The sequence below is a fragment of the Streptomyces sp. O3 genome, assembly GCF_054788135.1.
In genome coordinates this window covers 59,123-80,665 of sequence record NZ_JBTVYK010000016.1, presented here as the reverse complement: position 1 = coordinate 80,665, position 21,543 = coordinate 59,123, and the positions used below count along the sequence as shown (strand labels likewise).

Below are 21,543 nucleotides of genomic sequence, written 5' to 3'. Positions count from 1 at the left end.
TGCGGCGGTGCGGCGGTGCGGCGCTGATCGCCGCGTCGGCGGGGGTCAGGGTCTGCCCGCCCGGCCGTGCCCCTGGGCGGCGGTCACTCGTACGTCCCGTACGTCGGCCGCCCCGCGCGCTCGTACGTGCTGATGACGGTGCCCGCGGCGGTCGTACGCGACCCGGCGAGGCGGAACGCGGTCGGCAGGCCGCCCTCGGCGAACAGCCGCTTCCCGCTGCCGAGTACGACGGGGAAGGTCAGCAGGTGGACGGTGTCGATCAGGTCGTGCGCCAGCAGGGTCCGGGTGAGCAGGCCGCTGCCGTGGATCAGCAGTTCGCGGCCGGGCCGTTCCTTGAGCGCGGCGACCTCCTTGACCAGGTCCGCGCGGCCGATCAGCTCGGTGCCGTGCCAGTCGGAGCCGGTCAGCGTGGTGGTGGCGACGTATTTGGGCAGTGTGTTGAGCCGAGAGGCGATCGGGTCGTCGGGGTCGGTCTGCTTCGGCCAGTAGGACGCGAAGATGTCGTAGGTGCGGCGGCCCAGCAGGAAGCCGTCCGCCTGGTCGTAGAGCTCGCGGTTGAAGCGGTCGAAGCCCTCGTCCCCGTACGGGAACAGCCAGCCGCCGTGCTCGAAGCCGCCGCTGGTGTCCTCGTCCGGGCCGCCGGGCGCCTGGTAGACGCCGTCGAGGGTGACGAACTCGGTGAGGGTGATCTTCATGGCCGGTACCTCTCTCGCGGAGCGGCGAACGCTTTCACTGACTTTGACCGTCCGCCCGCCTCGAACTCATCGCTACCGCGATGTCCGTTTCCCGCCAGCCGTCCCACGCGCCCCACGGTTTCCTTGAACCCGCAAGCACTTAGGCGAATGCGCGAAAGAGGTTCAACGATGTCTTCCACCTCGCTGACCGGCAAGACGGCCCTGGTCACCGGCGGCAGCCGCGGCATGGGAGCCGCGACCGCGGTGCGGCTGGCCCAGCAGGGCGCCGATGTGGCGCTCACCTACGTACAGGACGCGGAGGCCGCCCAGGAGGTCGTACGGAAGATCGAGGCGGCCGGGCGGCGCGGCCTCGCGATCCGGGCGGACGCGGCCGAAGCCGGTTCCGCCGCCGCGGCCGTGGAGCGTACCGTCATGGAGCTGGGACGCCTGGACATCCTGGTGAACAACGTGGGCGTCGGCGTCCTGAGCCCCCTGGAGAGCCTGACGCTGGAGGACGCCGACCGGGTGCTCGACGTCAATGTGCGTTCGGTGTTCCTGACCTCGCAGGCCGCGGCCGCCCGGCTGGAGCGGGGCGGCCGGATCATCAGCGTCGGCAGCTGCATGGCCCAGCGGGTGCCGGGCCCCGGCGGAACGCTCTACGCGACGAGCAAGGCGGCGCTGGTCGGCCTGACCAAGGCGCTCGCCCGAGAGCTGGGCGGGCGCGGGATCACCGCGAACCTCGTGCATCCGGGGCCCGTCGACACGGACATGAACCCGGCCGACGGCCCGTACGCCGAGGCGCAGAGCGCGATGACGGCCCTGGGCCGCTACGGCTCCCCGGACGAGGTCGCGTCCCTGATCGGCTATCTGGCCGGAGACGACGCCTCGTACATCACCGGAACCGAACTCTCGGCCGACGGCGGCCACGCGGCGTAGCTGCGGCATAGCCGCGGCGGCGGAACATACAGCCGAACGAGCCGCCGCCCCACAGACGGTGACGGTGGCTCAGTTTCGGCCATTCTCGGCCGCTGCGCGGAAACTACCGCTCTCACACCCTGCGATTGGCCTAGATTGACCGGCCAGACCACGTGTGCCGCCAGGCCTCGGGCGAGGGTGGGGAATGGGATGGATCCGGTAACAGCCGTCGCGGCCGCGGGCGTCGCGCTCGTGGTCAAGGGTGCGTTGGAGAGCGCGGGCCAGGAAGCCGGGCGTTCCGGGTGGAACGGCGGGGCGCGGCTGATCGAGCGCGTCCGCGCACGGTTCCGCGGCGACTCCGCTGCCGAGGACACCCTCGACCAGGTGACCCGAGCGCCTGAAGACGAGTCCGCCCAGCGGGAGTTGGAGCGGCTGCTCGCCGCCCACATGCTGCGCGACCGGGACTTCGAGGACGAGGTGCGCCGCGCGGTCGACCAGGCTGTGGCGGCCCAGGGCGGAGGCGCCCAGGTCAGCGCCGCGCTGATCAAGAACGCCCAGGTGTTCAACGAGAAGGTCGAGATCAAGGGCGACTGGCACGTCGGGTAGCCACCGCCGCGGTTCGTCCACCTCTCCGTCGTCTCCGCCGTCTCCGTCCAGCCTGGAAGACCGAGTGCCCTTGAGTGAGGAAGCAACACCAGAACCACGGCCGTCGGCCGGTGCGGCAGAATCCGGCGCCGCCCCACCAGCGGACGCCGAGCCACGGTCAGCGGAGTCCCCGAAGGCCGAACCACGCGCACTCGGCGATGAGTCCGACGGGCCGGTCAGCGAGCAGGACGCGCTGCGTTCGCTCGCCTCGGACGCCGGTCCTGATGCCGCTGAGCGGTCCGAGGCACAGCGGGCCTCCGCGATCGCCGACCTCATCGCCGCACGCCTGAACGCCGACGCGTCGGGCACCAGCATCGGCACGCTCGCGCTCTTCAACGACACCGTCAGCTTCGGCGGCGGGTTCCATACGGCCTCGCGCGGCCCGGCTCCCGGCCGGGGCACGGGCGCCACGACCGCGCTCGACAGCGGCGAACTCCAGGAGTACACCGAACTGTTCGTACATCCCGAGGGGTACGGAACAGCGCTCGACGACCTGCGCGAGCAGGTGCTTCTCGTTCTCACCGGCCCACCCGGCAGCGGACGGTCCGCAACCGCCGTCAATCTGCTGTCCGAGGCCACGGCGCTCAACGGGGCCCGAGACGGCGGCTGCCACCGCCTGCTCGACCCGTCTGTACTCACCGAGCCCGGCTGGGAGCCGCCCACGAAGAACTGCGGCTACCTGGTCGAGGTCGACGACGGGATCGCGGGCGCACGGGAGTTCGGGGCCCGTCAGCTGAGGTCGGTCGCCGCCGCGCTGCGCGCGGCCGGCTGCCTGATGGTCGTCACCGGCGGCCACGATCTCGCGCTCGCCGCCACCAGCCCGGCGGGAACGGAGATGTTCGCCCGGCACTCGCTCGCGCCACCGGACCCCCTGGCGATCCTGGAACGACGGGTGCTCGGCCACGCCCCCGAACCCGAGGTGCGGGACCGGCTGCACCGGCTCCTCGAGAGCGTCAGAGCCGTCGATGCCCTGCGCGAGCAGCCCGCCGCGCGACACGCCGCACGCCTCGCGTCGGTGGTTACCACGAAGGGTGATCTCGCCAAGGCCGTCGCGGCCCTGCGCGACCCCAGTGATCAGGTCCGGTCCTGGTTTCAGCGGCACCGTTCCGGCGAGCCGGTCGCCTTCGCGCTCGCCGCGGCCGTGCTGGAGGGGAGCAGCTATCTCACCGTCGCCGAGGCCGCCGTGAAGTTGCACACCGCTCTGACCCCGCCCGAACCGGCCCCGCCCGACCTGCGGTTCGCCGACCGGCTCGGCCATGAACAGCAGTGGATCCGGCTCGAGTCCAGCGACGTCGGGCCACTGGGCGCGGGCGGCCCGCCTCACGTCAGGTTCCGCAACGCGCTACTCGGTCAGGCGATCCTGGTCCACGCGTGGACCACGCTCGACGGGCGGCGCGACGCCGTCCTGGAGTGGCTACGCCGCCTGCTCGCCCACCGTGACCTGGAGGTACGGGCCCGCGCCTCGGTGGCCGCCGGTGTACTCGCCTGGGCGGACCACCACTACGCGGTGCACCGATTCCTCACCGGGTGGGCGGGCGGTACGTCCTGGCCCGCGCGGCAGGCCGCCGCGACCGCGCTCGGCGTGGCCGGCAGCCGGCCCGAATCGGCGGAGGCTGTCTGGGAATTGCTGGACTCATGGGCGCGTGGCGGTAGCTCCGCCTATCAGCGGCGCCTGGCGGGCACCGCGGCGAACGCGGTGGGCGGGCTCCTCGGCCGCTCCGCACCGCACCGCGCCGTCGCCGTCCTGCACAGCGCGCTCGACCGTGGCGACGACTGGGGCACACTCCCTTCAGTGGCCTGGGGCGGCGTCCATCTGATCCACCAAGGGCAGGCGGGCACGCTCCTGGACGCCTACCTGGACTGGTCCGAGGCGCAGGACCTGTCCCCCATGGTCGTCAAGACGCTTTCCGCGTTCGTCTTCGCCGTCTCCCAGCCGTACGAACGTCCGCCCTCCACGGAGACCGAGGTGTCGGGCGTACCGGGCGTGCCCCTGCTGCTCAGCTCCCTGCCCGAGCACCGGGACCAGATCACGGAGTTGTGGGCGCGGGCGCTGGCCAGGCGACCGGTGCAGGACTCCGCGCTTCCCGCGCTGCGGGAGTGGATCGACACCTACGCGCCCCGGTGTCCCAGTGGGCTGGACCGCGTCGCGGCGCTGCTGTCCGACGTGGCCCACCAGCCGGGCAAGCACCGTGACCGGCTGCTGTGGTGGCTCGACAAGTGGGCGGACGACCGCGACCACCCGTCGGTGAACGCGCTGTGGCTGCGCGGCCGCATCTGACCCTCGAACCCGTAGACGCAAGAAAGCGAGGTGGCGGACAGACCATGCAGGAACAGACCTACGATCCGGTCCTCGAGGTCGCGGAACCGCCCAAGTGGCGGCTGACCAGCCCGCTGCGACCGCCGGACCCCGGCCACGCGCTGGTTCTGGTGCGGGACAGCGGCCCTGCGCTCACCATCCGCAGCGGGGAGGAGATCCCGTCCGCGCGATACGGCGGCTATCGCTCGGTTTTCACGGTCGACCTCGGCGAGCACCGGCTCGTACTGGACATCCCCCTGCTGAGCCGGGACCCCACGTTCTCCTTCCGCAGTCGCGTGGACCTCGTCTGCAAGGTCGCCGACCCGGCGAGGATCGTCGCCCGTGGCATCCGCGATATGAGCGGCGCGCTGTACGGATATCTGCGCAGAACCCTGCGGGAGGTGGCGCGCGACTACGACGTCGCCGAGTTCCACGAGGCGGAGCAGGCACTCAACACCGCGCTCGCCGCGTTCTCCGGCGACGACGCCGTCCGGCTGCGCAACATCCACGTCGAGCTGCTGGTCGACGAGGACGAGATCGCCGCCAGCGGGCGTGAGTTCAGGGATGTGGTGCGGGAGACCAGGCTCGCGGGCATGCGGCGCGCCCGGCACGTCGACATGATCCGCGAGGAGGGCGTCGACGGCCTGATCGCCGAGATCATGGAGCGGGAGGGGCCGCGCGCCGCGCTCGCCTGGATTGAGAAGGGCGAGGCCGAGAAGCGCGAGGTCAGGCGCGAGGTCATGCGGATGATCCTGGAGCGCGGCGACAGCGACCGGGAGCCGTTCGAGCAGACCGAGCTGGAGCGCGCGGTCCTGCACGAGGTGCTGCGTGACGGGGACGGCCTGTTCGAGACGGCGACACGGCGCGGACGACTGCGCGGCTCGCTGTCCCGGAGCCTCGAACCGGCCGCGCCCGAACCCGCGGAGAGGGAACCCGAGAAACCCGACGCCCTGGGCCACAGGGGCGACGTGCGGGGTGCGGGCCCTGGGGCACGCGGTGCCAGCCGGGTCTTCCGCGACACGGCCTCCGGGGACCCGGCGCCGGGTGACCCGCCCGGATCCGGTGCGCACGACGCCCCGGACCGCGGGCGGCACGCCGACCGTGACTCACCCCATCGGCGTACGGTCTCCGACGCGCCCCCTCGGCGTACGGTCTCCGACGCACCGCCCGAGGACGAGCCGTTGCCGCCTGCGGGCAGCGCCACTCGCCCGCTCCCCGCCGCCACCGAGGCACCGAAGCCGAAGGTGAGCCGGGTGCGCGGCACCGCCAAGCGTCGGGACACCGGCCCTGGCAGGGAGCCACGATGAACCATCCGCGCCACCAGCACAGCGCCGAACCGGCTCCCCGGCCCCGTCCCACGTGGTCCGGGACCGGGTCGGCGACGCTCACGCCCGGACCCTCCGCACCCGGCATGCCCCCGGTACCCGGCGAACCCCCGGCATCCGGGCACCCGCCGCCCCGGCTCGCCTGGGGCGTGCGGTGGGAGTGGCTCCAGGCCGCTTCCGTGTGGACCGAGCGGGTACCAGGACGCGGCGAGGACGCGGAGCCGTTCATCGCGCACCACTGGGAGTCCGGGCAGGGCCTGCTCGCCGTCTTCGACGGCTCGGGTGGCGCGGGCGCGGCCCCGGCGTGGCAGGCGCCTGACGGCACGTCTCGCACCGGTGCCTGGGTGGGCGCGCGCACGGCCCGGCTCGCCACCGAGTGCTGGCTCCACGATGTGACGCGGGGCCGCCAGGACGCCCAACCGCAGTCGCTGCACGAGTACCTGACGTACTTCCTCCACAAGGCGCCACAGCGCCACAGCAAGATCGGCGGCACCATGCGCCGCCAGCTGCCGACCACACTCGCGGGCGTGCACTACCAGATCGCCCCTGGGGGTGCGGAGGTCGAGCTGCGCCCGCTGTGGGCGGGTGACTCACGGGCGTACGCGCTGCTACCGGAAAGCGGGTTGCACGTCCTCACCCGCGACCACACCCAGGAGAGCGACGCACTGGAACTCCTGCGCAGTGACCCGCCGATGACCAATCTCATCTGTGCCGACCGGGAATTCGCCGTCGACTCCCACCACCTGAGGTTACAGACGCCCTGCGTGCTCGTCGCGGCGACAGACGGGTTCTTCGGCTACGTTCACACACCCGCCGACTTTGAGCTCCTCCTGCTGCGCACCCTGCGACAGGCTGACAGCCCGGCCGAATGGGCCCACCTGCTCCGCCGCGAAGTGGAGGCCTTCACGGCCGATGACGCGTCGCTCGGGCTGCTGACCCTCGGCTACCCGGACTTCGGCGATCTGCGGTCACGCTTCGAGTCCCGCCTGTCGCGGTTGGCCGACCAGCAGGACCGCGGCAGACCGAGCGCCTTCGCGACCGCGCCGGACCCCGCGACGGACCCGCGGCAGCCAGCGGCCCGGATCAGGACGTGGCAGGACCATTCGTGGCAGGCGTACCGCCACGGCTACGAGTCATATCTGCCGCCCGCGCCGGAGGAGTTCGTATGAAGCAGGGGGACGTGATCGCGGGCTACCGCCTCACCACCGCGCCCACCAACGCCAACGGCGGGAAATGCATCTGGGCCTTCGCCGAGAAGGACGGCGTCGCGTATTTCATCAAGCAGTTCCTGGAGCCCAAACGGCCCAAGGACGACGCACGTGAATCGCCGAGCCTGCAGGCCAGGCGCCAGCTCGCCCGAGAGTTCGAGCAGCGACACCGCACGATCATGAAGCGGCTGCGGCCCGACGCCCCAGGCGCCGGAAACCTCGTGCTCGCCACGGACTTCTTCCACGAGGGCAGCACCTACTACAAGGTCACCGAGCGCATCGACACCTCCAGTCTGGAGAAACCGCAGGCGCTGGAGCCGCGCCAGAAGATGGTGCTGCTGAAGACCCTCGGCAGCAGCCTCAAGCAGCTGCACGACATCGACGTGGTGCACGGAGACCTCAAGCCGCTCAACGTACTGGTGCAGAAGCGTGACGACGCGGCCTTCCACACCGCGAAGCTGATCGACTTCGACGACTCGTACGTGGCGGGGAACCCGCCCGCCCCCGAGGACATCTCCGGCGACTCCCTGTACGGAGCGCCGGAGTGGCACCGGTATCTGCGGCAGGACGGCTCCGTCGGACCCGGTCAGCTGACGGTCGCCGTGGACGTGTTCGCGCTGGGTCTGATGACTCACCTCTACCTGACGGGTGAACTCCCGCGTCATGACGCGGGGTTCGACTCGCCAGCCGCCGCCGTCAACGCGGGCGAGCGGCTGCGTCTCGATCCGCGCCTGTCGGACGAGATCGAAGGGCTGCTGCGGGCCATGACTCACGCGGACCCACGGCGACGCCCGCGCATGGCGACATATCTCAAGGCCCTGTCGGACCCGAAGGTGTGCGCGCTCCAGCACCGCCGTCCCGGCTCGACGGCAGCGAAGAAGCCGTCCACGGAGGAGAGTTCCGGGACGCGCCCTCGCACGAGCCGGGTGAGGACCAACCTCACACCACGGGTGCCCCGCCCCGCGTCGGCCGAGCCCGCGCCGCCCGCTGTCCCGGAGCCGGACACCTCAGCGGCCCCGGCCGCCCCGCCTACTACCCGGCACTCGCGCGTCCGCATCAACCTGGGCGACCGTGGCCGGAACCGCAAAGCACCTTGAACAAGGAGCCGTCCATGAATTCCACCAACGACCAGTACCAGGGCAATCTGCAGTACGCCGTCGACATCGTGCTGTGCATCGACGCGACCGGCAGCATGTACCCCGTCCTCGACGACGTGAAGTCGAGCGCGCTGCAGTTCCACGACCGCCTCAACGACGTGATGGCGAAGAAGGGCAAGGCCATCAGTCAGCTGCGCCTGAAGACCATCGCGTTCCGGGACTTCGGTGACGATCCCGCGACGGCGATCGAGCAGACCGACTTCCTGCGCCTGCCCGACCAGGCCACGGACTTTGAAGAGTTCGTACGCGGCATCGACGCGACCGGCGGCGGCGACATCCCGGAGTCAGGGCTCGAAGCGCTCGCCCTGGCCATCAACTCGCCCTGGGAGACGGGCCTCGACCGCAGACGCCACGTCATCGTGATGTTCACGGACGCCCCGGCCCACCCCTTGGGTGCCGTGGGCTCCTCCGCGCAGACCTACCCGGCGAACATCCCACGCAACATCGACGACCTCTTCGAACAGTGGGGGTACGCACGCAGCCAGACCGCCGTCATGGAGCAGTCGGCCAAGCGGCTCGTCCTGTTCGCTCCGGACCAGGAGCCGTGGAAGGATCCGATCTCCGAAGAGTGGGACCTCACTTTGCACTTCGAGTCCAAGGCGGGCGAGGGCCTCGAGGAATTCGAGATGGACGAGATCATCGAGACGATCGCGAACAGTCTGTGACCCTGCGGCTGGAGTGGGCCGGTTTCCGGCTCGCCTACGACGAGGGCGTCCTGGGTCTTGGCTGGTCCCAGGCGGCGGCTCTGGACGTCAAGGCCGAACGCTGTGTCGAGGCGTCCCTGCGTCCCGGTCCGGGCGACGGCACCGCCCGGCTGGTGTTCCGGTTCAGGAGTGCGCCGCCGCCCGACGCGGCCGACCTCATCGTGGTACGAGTCGACATCCCGGCCGTCCACGTCCAGGCCGCCGACCAGCTCCTCGACCGGCTGCGGCGCGAACACGGCGTGCCGGAGCTGCAGGCCGACGAAGAGGGGTCCGCCGAGCTCGCCCGGATCCCCGCGAGGGCGGCCGGATGGGTCCTGGCGCCTGTCGGCCCCGCGTCCGAGACGCTGTTCGACGAGGTCATGGACCGGGTCGAGCACGACACCGACTGAGCAGGGCCAGGGCTCTCGGCCCACGGAACCAGGAGAGGCAGTAGCAGGGGTGGCGGCGACGGCCGGATGGCAATGTGCGGACTGCGACACCTTCAACGATCCAGCGGACAAGGGCTGCAGAAACTGCTACGGAACCCGGCGCAGGCCAGGCCCCGCCCCCGCCTCGGCCGCTCCCCGCCCGGCGGCCAAACGACCAGCCCCGGCCCGTTCGGCCAAACCCCCGTCGGGCGGCTCGGCGAAGCCAGGGCCCAAGAAGCCCACGCCGAAGAAGCCGAGGCCTTCGCCGAGCGCTTCGGGCTCGGCGGGCTCGCCGGGCTCGCCGGGCTCGCCGGGCTCTTCGGGACCGGCGGCCAAGAAGTCCGCCCCGAAGCGGCCGGCTCCGAAGCGCCCCTCGTCCACCGGCTCCTCGCGCACCACACGCCCGACACGCACCACGGCAAGCCCGCGCCCCGCTGAGGGCCTCTTCCACCCGCCGCCCAGCGCCACGACGGGCTACACCCCCACCGCTCCGCGCCCGACCCCACCACCTCGCCCAGCCCCGGAGCCACGCCGGTCGCCACCGCCGACTCCGGTCAAGGGGGACAACAGCTGCGCGAGCTGCCTGGCCGCCCTGGTCGTGGGCGGCTTGGTCCTCTACGCCGTCACCAGCTGGCTGGGCAGCCTCGGCTCCGACTCCAGCACGCCGGACGACGCCGACGCGAGCCCCACCGCCGCCGCCCCCTCCTGCCCGACGCGCATCGCCGACGAGCTGCCGTCGGGCGACGGCTCCGAGTTGGTCGAGGCATTCCGTACAGGCAACAAACAGATCACGCTGTGCCGCACCCCGGCGGGCACGCTGTACTACTTCGGCGAGTTCAGCGACCGTCGTGAGCCGGGCATCGCCATGCCCGCCAGACGGACGAGCGACGGTTACGAGGCACGCAACCCCCCGTACCGCTACCGCATCCACGGCGACACCGTGTCGATCTACAAGTCGGGCACGCGGATCGGCCAGGAGGAGCTGTCCCCGGAGCCGTCCCCCAGGTGAACGTTCCGCGCCGTCGGACGGCGAAGGCCCCGCCGCGGGCGGAGTGTCTCGCTCCGGCGGCGGGGCCCTGCGCTCGCGCGTTCGGGGGCGGTGGTGGTCAGCCGCCCAGTTCCTGGTGGCGGGCCGCCAGCTTGGCGGCGCCGTTCTCGGTCAGGGAGCCGAACAGGCGCAGCCGGGAGATGCCGCCGTCCGGGAAGATGTCCAGGCGGACGTGGGTGCCGACGGCCGGGGTGTCCAGGACGAAGCGGTGGTTGGTGTCGGGCTGCAGCCGGGTGCGGGGCAGCACCTCGGTCCAGTCGCCGTCCTCGCCGTCCTTGACCGAGAGCGCGGCCCAGCCCGCCGAGTTGCCCTTGAGGTAGGCGGTGTCGATCTCGATGGCGCGGAACGCGGACTGCTGGACCAGCTGGTAGCGAATCCAGTCGTTGCCCTTGTCGCGGCGGCGGCGGGTCTCCCAGCCGTCGTCCATCTTGCGGGAGCGGCCCGGCTGGATGGTGTTGGTGGCGGGCGAGTAGAAGCGGTCGGACGCGTCCTCGACCTGGCCGCCGTTCTCCAGCGCCACCACGTCGAAGGCGCCGAGCGCGGTGAGCCACACGGGGTCGGGGGCGACCTCGCCGTAGACCCGCAGGCGGGCGATGCCGCCGTCGGGGTGCTGGTTGACGCGCAGGTGCGTGAAGCGCTGCTCGACGTCCACGGCGAAGCCGTTGGCCGCGTGGCCGCCGATGGGCGTGCGCGGCACCAGAGTCGTCCACTTCACGTCGTCGCCGATGAGCTCCTCGGGGGACGGCGAACCGGCGACCGAGGCGCCCTCGACCGAGACGGCCTGGGGGTAGTTGCCGCGGAAGTGGGCGGTGTCGATGACGATGCCGCGGATCACGCCGGGGGCGCCGAGGCGTACCAGGGCCCAGTCGTGGTCCTCGTCGGTGGGGTGCGGCCGCTCGGCCGACACACCGCGGCGGCGGCGGGTCTCCCAGCCGTCCATGATCTTGCCCTTGTGGCCGAAGTGCTCGGGGTCGAACTCGCCGGGCTCGGGCTTGAGCAGGTTCTCGCGCTCGGCGAAGAACTCGTCGTTGGCGGCGATGACACCCGCGCCGAGCTGGCGGTCGGCCAGGTTGGCGTACTGGGTGAAGGGGAACTCGGCGGTGCGGTAGTCGGCGTACGGCTCGCCGCCGCCGTAGGGGCTCGCGTCGCCGGTGAAGGTCTCGATCGCCGTCACGGTGTCAGTTCTTCCTTTCGAGGAGTCGGCCGGCGGGCTCGGTGAACCCGCCGTCGTGGTGGATGCGCTGGCCGCGCAGCCAGGTGGACTTCACCACGCCGTGCAGGGTCTTGCCCGCGTACGCGGTGACGCGGTTGCGGTGCTGCAGCTCGGCGGGGTCGACGGTGAAGGTCTCGTCCGGGGCGAGGACCGCGAAGTCGGCGTCGCGGCCCGCCTCGATCGCGCCCTTCTGGTCCAGGCCGACCAGTTGGGCGGTGCGCTCGGACATCCAGCGCACCACGTCCTGAAGGTCGTGGCCGCGCTCGCGGGCCTCGGTCCAGATCGCGGGGAGGCTGAGCTGGAGGCCGGAGATGCCGCCCCAGGCGGTGGCGAAGTCGTCGGTCTTGAGGTCTGCCGTGGACGGCGAGTGGTCGGTGACGATGCAGTCGACGGTGCCGTCGGCCAGGGCCTCCCACAGCAGGTCCTGGTTGCCCGCCTCACGGATCGGCGGGCAGCACTTGAACTCGCTGGCGCCGTCCGGGACTTCCTCGGCGGTCAGGGTGAGGTAGTGCGGGCAGGTCTCGACGGTGAGCTTGACGCCCTCGCGCTTGGCGGCGGCGATCAGCGGCAGCGCGTCGGACGAGGACAGGTGCAGGACGTGCACGCGGGCGCCGAGCCGTTTGGCGACGGCGATCAGGCCCTCGATCGCGGTGTCCTCGGAGATACGCGGCCGGGTGGCCAGGTAGTCCGTGTACTTGGGGCCGCTCTTCTGCGGGGCGGCGGCCAGCTGGTGCGGGTCCTCGGCGTGCACGATGAGCAGTCCGCCGAATCCGGCGATCTCGCCCATGGACGCGGCGAGCTGCTCCCGGTCGAGCTCGGGGAACTCGTCCACGCCGGAGGGGGACAGGAAGCACTTGAAGCCGTAGACACCGGCGTCGTGCAGCGGCTTGAGGTCCTGCACATTGTCCGGCAGGGCGCCGCCCCAGAAGCCGACGTCGATGTGCGCCTTGGGACGGGCGACCTCCTGCTTGGTGCGGAGGTTCGCCACCGTGGTGGTCGGCGGCAGCGAGTTGAGCGGCATGTCCACGAGCGTGGTGATGCCCCCGGCGGCGGCCGCGCGGGTCGCCGTCCAGAAGCCCTCCCACTCGGTGCGGCCCGGATCGTTCACATGGACGTGGGTGTCGACGAGGCCGGGAAGCAGCGCGTCGTCCCCGAAGTCCTCCAGCCGGGCGCCGGGCGGCACCTCGGTCTCGTACGGCAGCACGGCCGCGATCTTCCCGTCGGCGACGGCGACCGATGCGGCGCGCGTGCCCTCGGGGGTGATGACACGCGTCGAGCGCAGTACCAGTTCTACGTCGGACACCCCAGCCCCTCTCTTGTTCGTTTGTGCGCTTCCGCTGCGCGCTGGACGTGTGGTTCCACAGAGCGGAATTCAACGTTCTGTTGAAGGAGTCTTCCCCTCGAACCGGAGTCCGTCAAGACCCCTCCATCGCAGCCGCGCCTGACGCGGGACGCCACTCGGGCCCGTTTGGCAATTTCCACAAAGTGGAATCTACCTTTCGCATCACAGAACGTAGGTATCCACAAACGCGCTCCCGGAGCCAGCCGCGTACGTCCCCGCCGACACCCGGACAAACGGGCGCTGACCGGCGAACATCCCCGCACCCCGAGGCACTCGCCGCAACCGGACCGCCCGGTAGGCTGCCTATTTCCTGCCAGCACCGAAAGGACCGCGCCGTGACGTCCAGCGCCAGCGACGCCTCCACCGAGGCCGCCGCGTCCAAGCCCGCCGCCAGCGGTGGAGTGCAGTCCCTCGAGCGGGCCTTCGACCTGCTCGAGCGCATGGCTGACGCGGGGGGCGAGGTCGGCCTGAGCGAGCTCTCCGCGAGCAGCGGTCTGCCCCTGCCGACCATTCACCGCCTGATGCGTACGCTCGTGGCCTGCGGCTATGTCCGCCAGCAGCCCAACCGCCGGTACTCGCTCGGCCCCCGCCTGATCCGGCTCGGCGAGTCCGCGTCCCGGCTGCTCGGCACCTGGGCGCGCCCGTATCTCGCGCGGCTGGTCGAGGAGACCGGCGAGACCGCGAACATGGCCCTGCTCGACGGCGACGAGATCGTGTACGTGGCGCAGGTGCCCTCCAAGCACTCGATGCGGATGTTCACCGAGGTCGGACGCCGGGTGCTGCCGCACTCCACCGGCGTGGGCAAGGCGCTGCTCGCGCACACTCCGCCGGACGAGGTACGGGCGCTGCTCGCCCGCACCGGCATGCCGGCCGCGACCGAGAAGACGATCACGACGCCCGAGGGCTTCCTCGACGCGCTGGAGACCGTCCGCGAGAGCGGGTACGCGGTGGACGACAACGAGCAGGAGATCGGGGTCCGCTGCCTCGCGGTCTCGATCCCCGACTCCCCCACCGCCGCCGCCGTGTCGATCTCGGGCCCGGCCGGGCGGGTCACGGACGCGGCGACAGACAAGATCGTCCCGGTGCTCCAGGAGGTGGCCCGCGAGCTGTCGGTCGTGCTCTCCACCACGGGCGCGGCGAACGGTTCCTGAGGCTCGACGCGCTGACCGGGCCCGCCTCCGCGAGGTGGGCCCGGTCAAGGGTTTCAGGGGGTGCGCGCCGCCCCGGTCAGAGCTCCGCGCGCACCTGGGGAGTGTGCTCGGCGCGGCGCAGGACACCGTGCGGGAACCGCGACAGCGTCGGCGCCGGTACGACCAGCACCGGACGGCTGGCCCGCCGCTCCAGATAGCGCCGCACCCTGCCCCGCGCCCGCCCCGCGCCGATGACCAGCACATCGCCCGGCCGGTCCGCCACGGCGTGCAGCGCGCGCCCCGGCCGGTCCAGGAACCCCCGGTCCCGTACGACCCGGCGCTCGATGGCGACCGGCGGCGGCTTCGCGCCGAACGCCGCGTCGACGGCCCGGTCCAGCTGGCCCCGCGCCTGCTCCTCCCAGTACGCGGCCCACACCCGCTCGGGGTCACTCAGGGTGAACTCCTCCTCCAGGGGCGGCTCCCAGACCAGTACGGCGACGACCTGACGGCCGCCGTCGCGGGCCTCCCGTACCGCCGTACGCAGGGCCGCCATTCCGGCGAGTGAGCCGTCCACGCCGACGACGATCCGGCCGGCATCCCAGCGCACGTCCGTACTCATCTCTGACTCCTTCCCTCCACCACACACCCGTCAAGGCCAATCGCAGGCCATGGACGGAGTCTTTCGCGGCGATTGGCTCGCTCAGTAGGGCCAATTCGAGCTAACTGGACTGAACCGTCGCTGCATGCGGTATGCAGGACCCATGAACGCTCCGAACGCTCCGAACGCTCCGAACGCTCCGGACGCGCCGCTGATCGCGGGGCTCCTGCTGGCCGCGGGCGGCGGGCGCAGACTCGGCGGCCGCCCCAAGGCCCTGCTCAGTCACCGGGGGCGCCCCCTGGTGGAGCACGCGGCGCGGGTCCTGCGCGAGGGCGGCTGCGGGGCGGTCCATGTGGTCCTGGGCGCGTCGGCCGCGGACGTACGAGAGCGCGCCGACCTGTCCGGGTGCGTCGTGCTGGACAACCCGGACTGGGAACAGGGCATGGGGTCCTCGCTCCGGGTCGGGCTCGCCTCGCTGGCGCGGACCGGAGCGGCGGCCGCACTGGTCGGCCTTGTAGACCAGCCAGGAATCGGCGCCGCCGCGGTGGCCCGCGTCCTGGGCGCGTACACCTCACCGGCGAGCCTCGCCGCCGCCGCGTACGACGGGACCCGCGGGCATCCCGTGCTGTTCGGCGCGGACCACTGGGCGGCGATCGGGGCGAGCGCGGTCGGCGACCGCGGAGCGCGGGCGTATCTGGCGGAGCGTGAGACGGAGATCACCCGCGTCGAGTGCGGTGACGTCGCCGAGGCGTACGACATCGACACACCGGGCGACCTGCGGCATCTGGCGTGAAGCTGGGGCACCCTGGGGAGAGCGGCCGCGCAGCACGGCGCAGGGGTCGGGCCCGGAGAGTGAAGGGCCTGGCACTCAGCGCCACGATCTGTCGATAAAAAGAATCTCGACGTCAACAAACCATTGAACTTCCGCGATGAGAAATCTACTATCCACTGGTCAGAAGCGCCCAGACCGTAGTTGGCGCCCGCGACCGCATCTCGTAGCGGTGAATCCCCCACGGCACGCCGTGCCGTGGCGAGTGCCACCCCGGCGGCCGCGCCAGGCACCGCCCGCTGAAGGAAGTGACAGCTCATGTCCGCACCAGCGCCGTCCCCGCTGGCCATCGTCGACGCCGAGCCCCTGCCCCGACAGGACGAGGTCCTTAACGACGCGGCCCTGGCCTTCGTGGCCGAGCTGCACCGGCTCTTCACGCCCCGGCGTGACGAGCTCCTCGCCCGCCGTGCCGAGCGCCGCGCCGAGATCGCCCGCACTTCGACCCTGGACTTCCTCCCCGAGACCGCCGCGATCCGCGCGGACGACTCCTGGCGGGTCGCGCCCGCTCCGGCGGCCCTGAACGACCGCAGGGTGGAGATCACCGGTCCCACCGACCGCAAGATGACCATCAACGCCCTCAACTCGGGTGCCAAGGTCTGGCTCGCCGACTTCGAGGACGCGTCGGCTCCCACCTGGGAGAACGTCATCCTCGGCCAGCTCAACCTGATCGACGCCTATGAGAGCCGGATCGACTTCACCGACGCCCGCACCGGCAAGTCGTACGCCCTGAAGCCCGCCGACGAGCTCGCCACGGTCGTGATGCGGCCGCGCGGCTGGCACCTGGAGGAGCGGCACCTGCGCATCGGCGACCGCGCCGTGCCCGGTGCGCTGGTCGACTTCGGCCTGTACTTCTTCCATAACGCCAAGCGGCTGATCGAGCTCGGCAAGGGCCCGTACTTCTACCTGCCGAAGACCGAGTCGCACCTGGAGGCCCGCCTCTGGAACGACATCTTCGTCTTCGCCCAGGACTACGTCGGCATCCCGCAGGGCACCGTCCGCGCCACCGTCCTGATCGAGACGATCACCGCCGCGTACGAGATGGAGGAGATCCTCTACGAGCTGCGCGACCACGCGGCCGGGCTGAACGCGGGGCGCTGGGACTATCTGTTCTCGATCGTCAAGAACTTCCGCGACGGCGGGGCCAAGTTCGTGCTGCCGGACCGCAACGCGGTGACGATGACGGCCCCGTTCATGCGCGCGTACACCGAACTGCTGGTGCGCACCTGCCACAAGCGCGGTGCGCACGCGATCGGCGGGATGGCCGCGTTCATCCCGTCGCGGCGGGACGCCGAGGTGAACAAGGTCGCCTTCGAGAAGGTCAAGAACGACAAGGACAGGGAGGCCGGGGACGGCTTCGACGGCTCCTGGGTCGCCCACCCGGACCTGGTGCCGATCGCGATGGCCTCGTTCGACGCGGTGCTCGGCGACAAGCCGAACCAGAAGGACCGGCTGCGCGAGGACGTCTCGGTGGCGGCGGAGGATCTGATCGCCATCGACTCGCTGGACGCCAAGCCGACGTTCGACGGGCTGCGCAACGCGGTCCAGGTGGGCACCCGTTATATCGAGGCGTGGCTGCGCGGCCTGGGCGCGGTCGCCATCTTCAACCTGATGGAGGACGCGGCCACGGCCGAGATCTCGCGCTCGCAGATCTGGCAGTGGATCAACGCGGGCGTCGTCTTCGAGAACGGCAAGCTGGCCACGGCCGAACTGGTCCGCGAGGTCGCGGCCGAGGAACTCGCCGCGATCCGCGCGGAGATCGGCGAGGAGGCGTTCGCGGCGGGCAACTGGAAGCAGGCGCACGACCTGCTCTTGCAGGTCTCGCTGGACGCGGACTACGCGGACTTCCTGACCCTGCCCGCGTACGAGCAGCTGGTCGGCTGACCTCGCGTACGCCGCACCCTGTGCCCCGCCGGCCGACCGGCGGGGCACAGTCGTCCCCGCACGGCGCGGCCGGTGTCGTACGGTGGGCTGCGCCACGGGGTGGGGCGACGGGACGCACAGGGGGTTGACGCAATCTGTGATCGCTGCTAGAGGCACAGTAGCCGCGAGCCGCGAGCCGCGAGCCGCGAGCCGCGAGCCGCGAGCCGCGAGCCGCGAGCCGCGAGCCGCGAGCCGCGAGTTGCCCTGGCTTCGGGTGCCCGCTGGTGATGACGCCGAACGTTGGCGTACCCTGCGCGGCGAGCGGCTGCTGGTCGCCGTGGCCCGTACCGTCACCTCCACCGTCCGCGTCGTCGACGTACTGCGTCCCGTACTCCGCGACGACCCCCGCGTCGACGTCGTGTTCGCGTACGACCCCACCTCCGCGTTCAACGACGGCGTGCACGACCTGCTCCGCGCGCTCGGCGCCCGTGTCCTGCCCTGGGACCAACTCCCCCACACGCACGCCGACCTGATCGTCACGGCCACCGAGAACGCCGACCTGGTGGACCACGGCGACGCCCCCGTCCTCGTACTCCCGCACGGCGTCGGCTTCCACAAGCACGTACCCGACGCGCGCGGCCCGCACGACCGGCTGGCCGGAGTCGTCCCCGAGGCCCTGCTGCGCAGCGGGCGCGCCCGGCTGGCGATCTCGCATCCGGACCAGGCCCACCAGTTGCGCGCCACCCATCCCGCCGCGGCCGGGCGCACGGTCCTGGTCGGCGACCCCTGCTTCGACGCCCTCATCGAAGGCCGGGCCCTGCGCGCGCGATACCGCGCCGCGCTCGGCGTCCCGGAGGGCCGCCGCCTGGTCATGCTCAGTTCCACCTGGCGCGAGCACTCGGTGATCGGCCGGGACGCCTCGCTGCCCGCCCGCCTGCTCGCCGAGCTCCCCCGAGACGAGTACGCCGTCGCCCTGGTCACGCACCCCAACGTCATCGCCGCGCACGGCCTCTTCCAGTTGGAGAACGTGCTCGGCTCGGCCCTGGCCAGCGGCCTGCTGCGGATACCCCCGGACGCGGGCTGGCAGGCGACCCTGCTCGCCAGTGACCTGTTGATCGGCGACCACGGTTCGGTCACCTTCTACGGGGCGGCCGTCGGCACGCCCCTGCTGCTCGGCGCGTTCGGTGAGCACGAGGTCGTATCCGGCACCCCCATGCGGGAGTTGGGGCGGATCGCCCCGCACCTCGACCCGCACACGCCCCTGCGCCCCCAGCTGGAGCGGGCGCTCGACGCCCACGACGCCGACCGGCTCCGCAAACTGGGCCAGCGCGCGCTCGCCGTGCCCGGACAGGCGCTGAGCCGACTGCGCGAGACGCTCTACGACCTGCTGAGGCTGCCCACGCCGGCCGGCCAGCCCGCACGGGCCGCCCGCGGCCTGGCCCCGGCCGATCCGCACCCGGCCCCCATGACCGGCCCCGACGGCCACGCGTCCGTCGTCCTCACCCGTATGGACGGCGAACCAGGCGCGGAACGCGTCACGGTCGAGCGGTACCCGGCGGCCGTCCGGCACCTGATCGACGCACCACGGGACACACCACGGGACGCACTCCGCGACGGCCTCCCCGGCTTCCGGCATCTGTCCAGCACCGACGACGCGCACGCCCAGGAGACCGTCGAGAGCGCCTCCGTGCTCGTGCGGAGTTCCCCGGCCCGTACGGCGGTCGAGGCCGCGCGCTGGATCGCGGACACGCACGCCCGGTACCCCGGAGCGCTGCTCGCCGCCGCGGCCGTCGCGGGCGGCGGCTGCCGGGTGGGGCTCGCCGACGGCCGTACGGTCGAGGTGTCAGCGACCGGCCCGGTGACCGACCCGGAGGTGCTCGCCTCGGTCGTGTACGCGTGCCTGCGCGCGGGCACCGACATCGGAGCCGGCACCGGTACGGGTGGGGCGCGAGGCCTGTGGGGGCCCTGTCTGACGCTCGTCTGGGCGGGCCGCGAGGAGGACGTCGCCCTGCGCCCGCTCCCCCCTCCTCCCTCCGCTCCCCCTCACTCCGCCGCTGCCGCCCCCGGTCCCTGAGCCGCCAGCCTCCGGCGTACCCCGTCGGCGCGCGGGCTGCCGCCCTGCTCGTAGATCTCCAGCGCGCGCAGCAGATGCTCCCGCCGAGCCCCATGCTCACCGCGCTCCCCCGCGAGGTCGGCGAGTCGCTCGCGGGCCGGAGCCTCGTAGTGCACGGCCCCGGTCTCGCGCAGCATCTTCACCGCCGAGGTCAGCTCGGCTACGGCCTGCTCGCCCTGCCCCAGGTTCCCGAGGCAGGCGCCGACGGCGGCCTTCGCCCGCGCGCCCATCCGCCGGTCGCCGTGCTCGCCGATCGCCATGAAGCGCGCGTACGCGTCCCGCAGGGTGGCCAGCGCGGTGGTGTGCCGCCCGGCCGCGTCCTGCGCGCACCCCGTGAAGTAGAGCCCGATCGCGATGCCGCGCGGATCGCCGTGCCGGTGGTAGAGGTCGAGCGCCTCCGCGTACACGGCGATGGCGCGCTCGCCGTCGTGCCGGTCCCAGTAGCGCCCGTAGAACTCGCGGGCGGAGGCGCGCAACAGCAGGTTCCCGCTCGCGTCGGCGCGTTCGACGGCGGTTTCGAGCTCGGCCCGCGCCCGCTCGTCCTCGCCCCGGTCGAGCAGCGGGCGGGACAGCAGACAGCGCAGGCGCGCCTCGACGGCCGGGTCGCCGCCGTCGACGGCGGCACGGACGCCGAGTTCGCCGGACTCCACCCAGTCGGCGAGGTAACGCCGGTTGAGATACAGCGCGGTGAGCGCCTCGGCGAGGTCGGCGGTCTGCCGTCGCAGCCCACCGGCGGCGGCCGCGCGCACGGCGGCGAGCAGTTCGCCCCGTCGGCTGTCCAGCCACTCCAGCGCCTCGGCCTTCCCCGCGAAGGGCCCGTCTCCCGTCACCCGCTCGGCGTAGGCCCCGGCCCGCAACCGGCCGCCCAGCAAGGCGAGATCCGCGTACGCGGCGAGGTCCAGCAGGTGGTCGACCGCCCGCCGTACCGCCGCGGCCCGCGCTTCGGCGGCGTCCTCGGCCTCGGCGCGCTGGCGGGCGTGCAGGCGTACCAGAGCGTGGAAGGCATAGCGTCCGTCCGCCGCGCCGTCGATCAGGCTGGCGTCCTCGAGCACGTCGAGGAGTTCGGCGGCCTCGGCTTCGGGGAGCTCCGCGAGGGCGGCGGCGCTCGCGGTGTCCCAGCTGAGTCCCGGATACACGCCGAGCAGACGGTACATCCGCGCGGCGGCGGGAGCGAGCCCGTCATAGGCGACGTTGAAGACGGCGGTCACCAGCTTCTCCCCTCCGGTGCGCAGAGCGTCCAGACGGCGCTGCTCGTCGGCCAGTTCGTCGGCGAGCGCGGCCAGGGTCAGCCGCCGGGCGCTGAGCAGCCGGGCGGCGGCGACGTGCAGGGCGACGGGCAGTCCCGCGCAGTAGGCGACGATCCGGTCCGCGGCCTCGGGCTCATCGGCCACCCGGCGCGCACCGCAGAGTTCGCCGATCAGCCGTCGCCCGTGCTTGGCAGGGAGCGGCTCCAGGGTGATCAACTGCGCGCCGTCCAGGATGAGTTCGGCCATCCGGTCCTGGCTGGTAGCCAGCACGACGCTGCCGGGACCGCCCGGAATCAGTGCCCTGACCTGGGCGGGTTCGGTGACGTTGGCGAGGACCACCAGCACCGGCCGGTCCGCCGTCCTGCTGCGGAAGAGGGCGCTCAACTCGCCGAGTGTCGGCGGCAGATAGGCGTCCGCGACGCCGAGGGCGCGCAGGCAGCCGCTCACGCCCGCCGAGACGTCGGCGCCGCCCCGCTGGCGGCGCAGCTCGGCGAAGTCGATGTAGAAGTCGCCGCCGGGGAAGCTCTCCCGGCGGCGTTCGGCCCAGCTGCGGGCGACCGCGCTCTTGCCGATGCCGGGCAGTCCGCTGAGTACCGTGAGGCCGGGGCCGCCGTCGATCGAACCGAGCGCGTCGGCGCGGTCGACGAAGGCGGCGGGGCCGCGCGGGACTTGGCGCGGGGTCACCGGAGGCGGCGGCGGCACGGCCGCGAGATGTACGTCGCCGATCGTCCCGGCCTGGACGACGTTCCCGCCCGCGGTTCCGCCGAACTCGTTCCGCACACCCTCGGCGCCCATCCCGCCCCCATTGGATTCCCCTGCGCGTCCTCCCCGT

The 21,543-nt window shown here is 72.3% G+C and carries 19 protein-coding genes; 14 read left to right on the top strand and 5 right to left on the bottom strand.

Going from position 1 to position 21,543, the window contains the following annotated elements:
• Positions 1 to 83: 83 nt before the first annotated feature.
• Positions 84 to 695 (bottom strand): dihydrofolate reductase family protein, encoded by a 612-nt coding sequence (locus tag ACX6XY_RS10740; protein ID WP_460328614.1) that lies wholly within the window; start codon positions 693 to 695, stop codon positions 84 to 86.
• A 168-nt stretch (positions 696 to 863) separates the two neighbouring features.
• On the opposite strand from ACX6XY_RS10740, the gene ACX6XY_RS10735 reads away from it, so the two are divergent.
• From ACX6XY_RS10735 to ACX6XY_RS10690, 10 genes are all read left to right on the top strand, one after another.
• Positions 864 to 1,610, top strand: coding sequence for an SDR family NAD(P)-dependent oxidoreductase (locus ACX6XY_RS10735; protein ID WP_460328611.1), 747 nt, complete (start codon positions 864 to 866; stop codon positions 1,608 to 1,610).
• A gap of 189 nt (positions 1,611 to 1,799) precedes the next feature.
• Positions 1,800 to 2,195 (top strand): hypothetical protein, encoded by a 396-nt coding sequence (locus ACX6XY_RS10730; RefSeq protein ID WP_460328610.1) that lies wholly within the window; start codon positions 1,800 to 1,802, stop codon positions 2,193 to 2,195.
• A 70-nt stretch (positions 2,196 to 2,265) separates the two neighbouring features.
• Entirely contained in the window at positions 2,266 to 4,512 is a 2,247-nt protein-coding gene (locus tag ACX6XY_RS10725; RefSeq protein ID WP_460328608.1) for an NACHT domain-containing protein, read from the top strand.
• A 44-nt stretch (positions 4,513 to 4,556) separates the two neighbouring features.
• Positions 4,557 to 5,837 carry an SPFH domain-containing protein gene (locus ACX6XY_RS10720; RefSeq protein ID WP_460328606.1) on the top strand — a complete coding sequence of 427 codons (1,281 nt, stop codon included), beginning with the start codon at positions 4,557 to 4,559 and terminating at the stop codon, positions 5,835 to 5,837.
• Entirely contained in the window at positions 5,834 to 7,024 is a 1,191-nt protein-coding gene (locus ACX6XY_RS10715) for a serine/threonine protein phosphatase (protein WP_460328604.1), read from the top strand. The genes ACX6XY_RS10720 and ACX6XY_RS10715 overlap by 4 nt, the downstream gene beginning before the upstream one ends.
• Positions 7,021 to 8,160, top strand: coding sequence for a protein kinase domain-containing protein (locus ACX6XY_RS10710; RefSeq protein ID WP_460328602.1), 1,140 nt, complete (start codon positions 7,021 to 7,023; stop codon positions 8,158 to 8,160). Before ACX6XY_RS10715 ends, ACX6XY_RS10710 begins: the two co-directional genes overlap by 4 nt.
• A 14-nt stretch (positions 8,161 to 8,174) precedes the next feature.
• Entirely contained in the window at positions 8,175 to 8,885 is a 711-nt protein-coding gene (locus ACX6XY_RS10705) for a vWA domain-containing protein (protein ID WP_460328599.1), read from the top strand.
• Positions 8,882 to 9,313 carry a hypothetical protein gene (locus ACX6XY_RS10700; RefSeq protein WP_460328597.1) on the top strand — a complete coding sequence of 144 codons (432 nt, stop codon included), beginning with the start codon at positions 8,882 to 8,884 and terminating at the stop codon, positions 9,311 to 9,313. Before ACX6XY_RS10705 ends, ACX6XY_RS10700 begins: the two co-directional genes overlap by 4 nt.
• Positions 9,314 to 9,385: 72 nt before the next feature.
• Positions 9,386 to 9,769, top strand: coding sequence for a hypothetical protein (locus ACX6XY_RS10695; RefSeq protein WP_460328594.1), 384 nt, complete (start codon positions 9,386 to 9,388; stop codon positions 9,767 to 9,769).
• A 160-nt stretch (positions 9,770 to 9,929) separates the two neighbouring features.
• Positions 9,930 to 10,340, top strand: coding sequence for a hypothetical protein (locus tag ACX6XY_RS10690; RefSeq protein WP_460328592.1), 411 nt, complete (start codon positions 9,930 to 9,932; stop codon positions 10,338 to 10,340).
• A 97-nt stretch (positions 10,341 to 10,437) separates the two neighbouring features.
• Here ACX6XY_RS10690 and alc read toward each other — a convergent pair whose 3' ends face one another.
• Entirely contained in the window at positions 10,438 to 11,553 is a 1,116-nt protein-coding gene (alc, locus tag ACX6XY_RS10685) for an allantoicase (protein ID WP_460328590.1), read from the bottom strand.
• 4 nt (positions 11,554 to 11,557) lie between these two features.
• The gene (gene allB / locus ACX6XY_RS10680; RefSeq protein WP_460328588.1) at positions 11,558 to 12,895 is read right to left on the bottom strand and encodes an allantoinase AllB; all 1,338 of its coding nucleotides are present in this window, start codon (positions 12,893 to 12,895) and stop codon (positions 11,558 to 11,560) included.
• 374 nt (positions 12,896 to 13,269) lie between these two features.
• On the opposite strand from allB, the gene ACX6XY_RS10675 reads away from it, so the two are divergent.
• Positions 13,270 to 14,085, top strand: coding sequence for an IclR family transcriptional regulator (locus tag ACX6XY_RS10675; RefSeq protein ID WP_460328586.1), 816 nt, complete (start codon positions 13,270 to 13,272; stop codon positions 14,083 to 14,085).
• Positions 14,086 to 14,161: 76 nt separating this feature from the next.
• On the opposite strand, the gene ACX6XY_RS10670 is transcribed toward ACX6XY_RS10675, so the two are convergent.
• Positions 14,162 to 14,683 (bottom strand): universal stress protein, encoded by a 522-nt coding sequence (locus ACX6XY_RS10670; RefSeq protein ID WP_460328584.1) that lies wholly within the window; start codon positions 14,681 to 14,683, stop codon positions 14,162 to 14,164.
• Between the two features lie 142 nt (positions 14,684 to 14,825).
• Here ACX6XY_RS10670 and ACX6XY_RS10665 point away from each other — a divergent pair, with 142 nt between their 5' ends.
• The 3 genes from ACX6XY_RS10665 (at position 14,826) to ACX6XY_RS10655 (ending at position 19,425) form a co-directional block, all read left to right on the top strand.
• On the top strand, positions 14,826 to 15,455 hold the full coding sequence (locus ACX6XY_RS10665) for a nucleotidyltransferase family protein (protein WP_460328582.1): 630 nt from the start codon (positions 14,826 to 14,828) through the stop codon (positions 15,453 to 15,455).
• Between the two features lie 294 nt (positions 15,456 to 15,749).
• The gene (aceB, locus tag ACX6XY_RS10660) at positions 15,750 to 17,372 is read left to right on the top strand and encodes a malate synthase A (RefSeq protein WP_460328580.1); all 1,623 of its coding nucleotides are present in this window, start codon (positions 15,750 to 15,752) and stop codon (positions 17,370 to 17,372) included.
• Between the two features lie 253 nt (positions 17,373 to 17,625).
• Entirely contained in the window at positions 17,626 to 19,425 is a 1,800-nt protein-coding gene (locus tag ACX6XY_RS10655; RefSeq protein ID WP_460328577.1) for a CDP-glycerol glycerophosphotransferase family protein, read from the top strand.
• On the opposite strand, the gene ACX6XY_RS10650 is transcribed toward ACX6XY_RS10655, so the two are convergent.
• Positions 19,395 to 21,506: a hypothetical protein gene (locus ACX6XY_RS10650; protein WP_460328575.1), complete on the bottom strand. Its 2,112-nt coding sequence runs from the start codon at positions 21,504 to 21,506 to the stop codon at positions 19,395 to 19,397. The genes ACX6XY_RS10655 and ACX6XY_RS10650 overlap by 31 nt on opposite strands.
• Between the last annotated feature and the right edge of the window lie 37 nt (positions 21,507 to 21,543).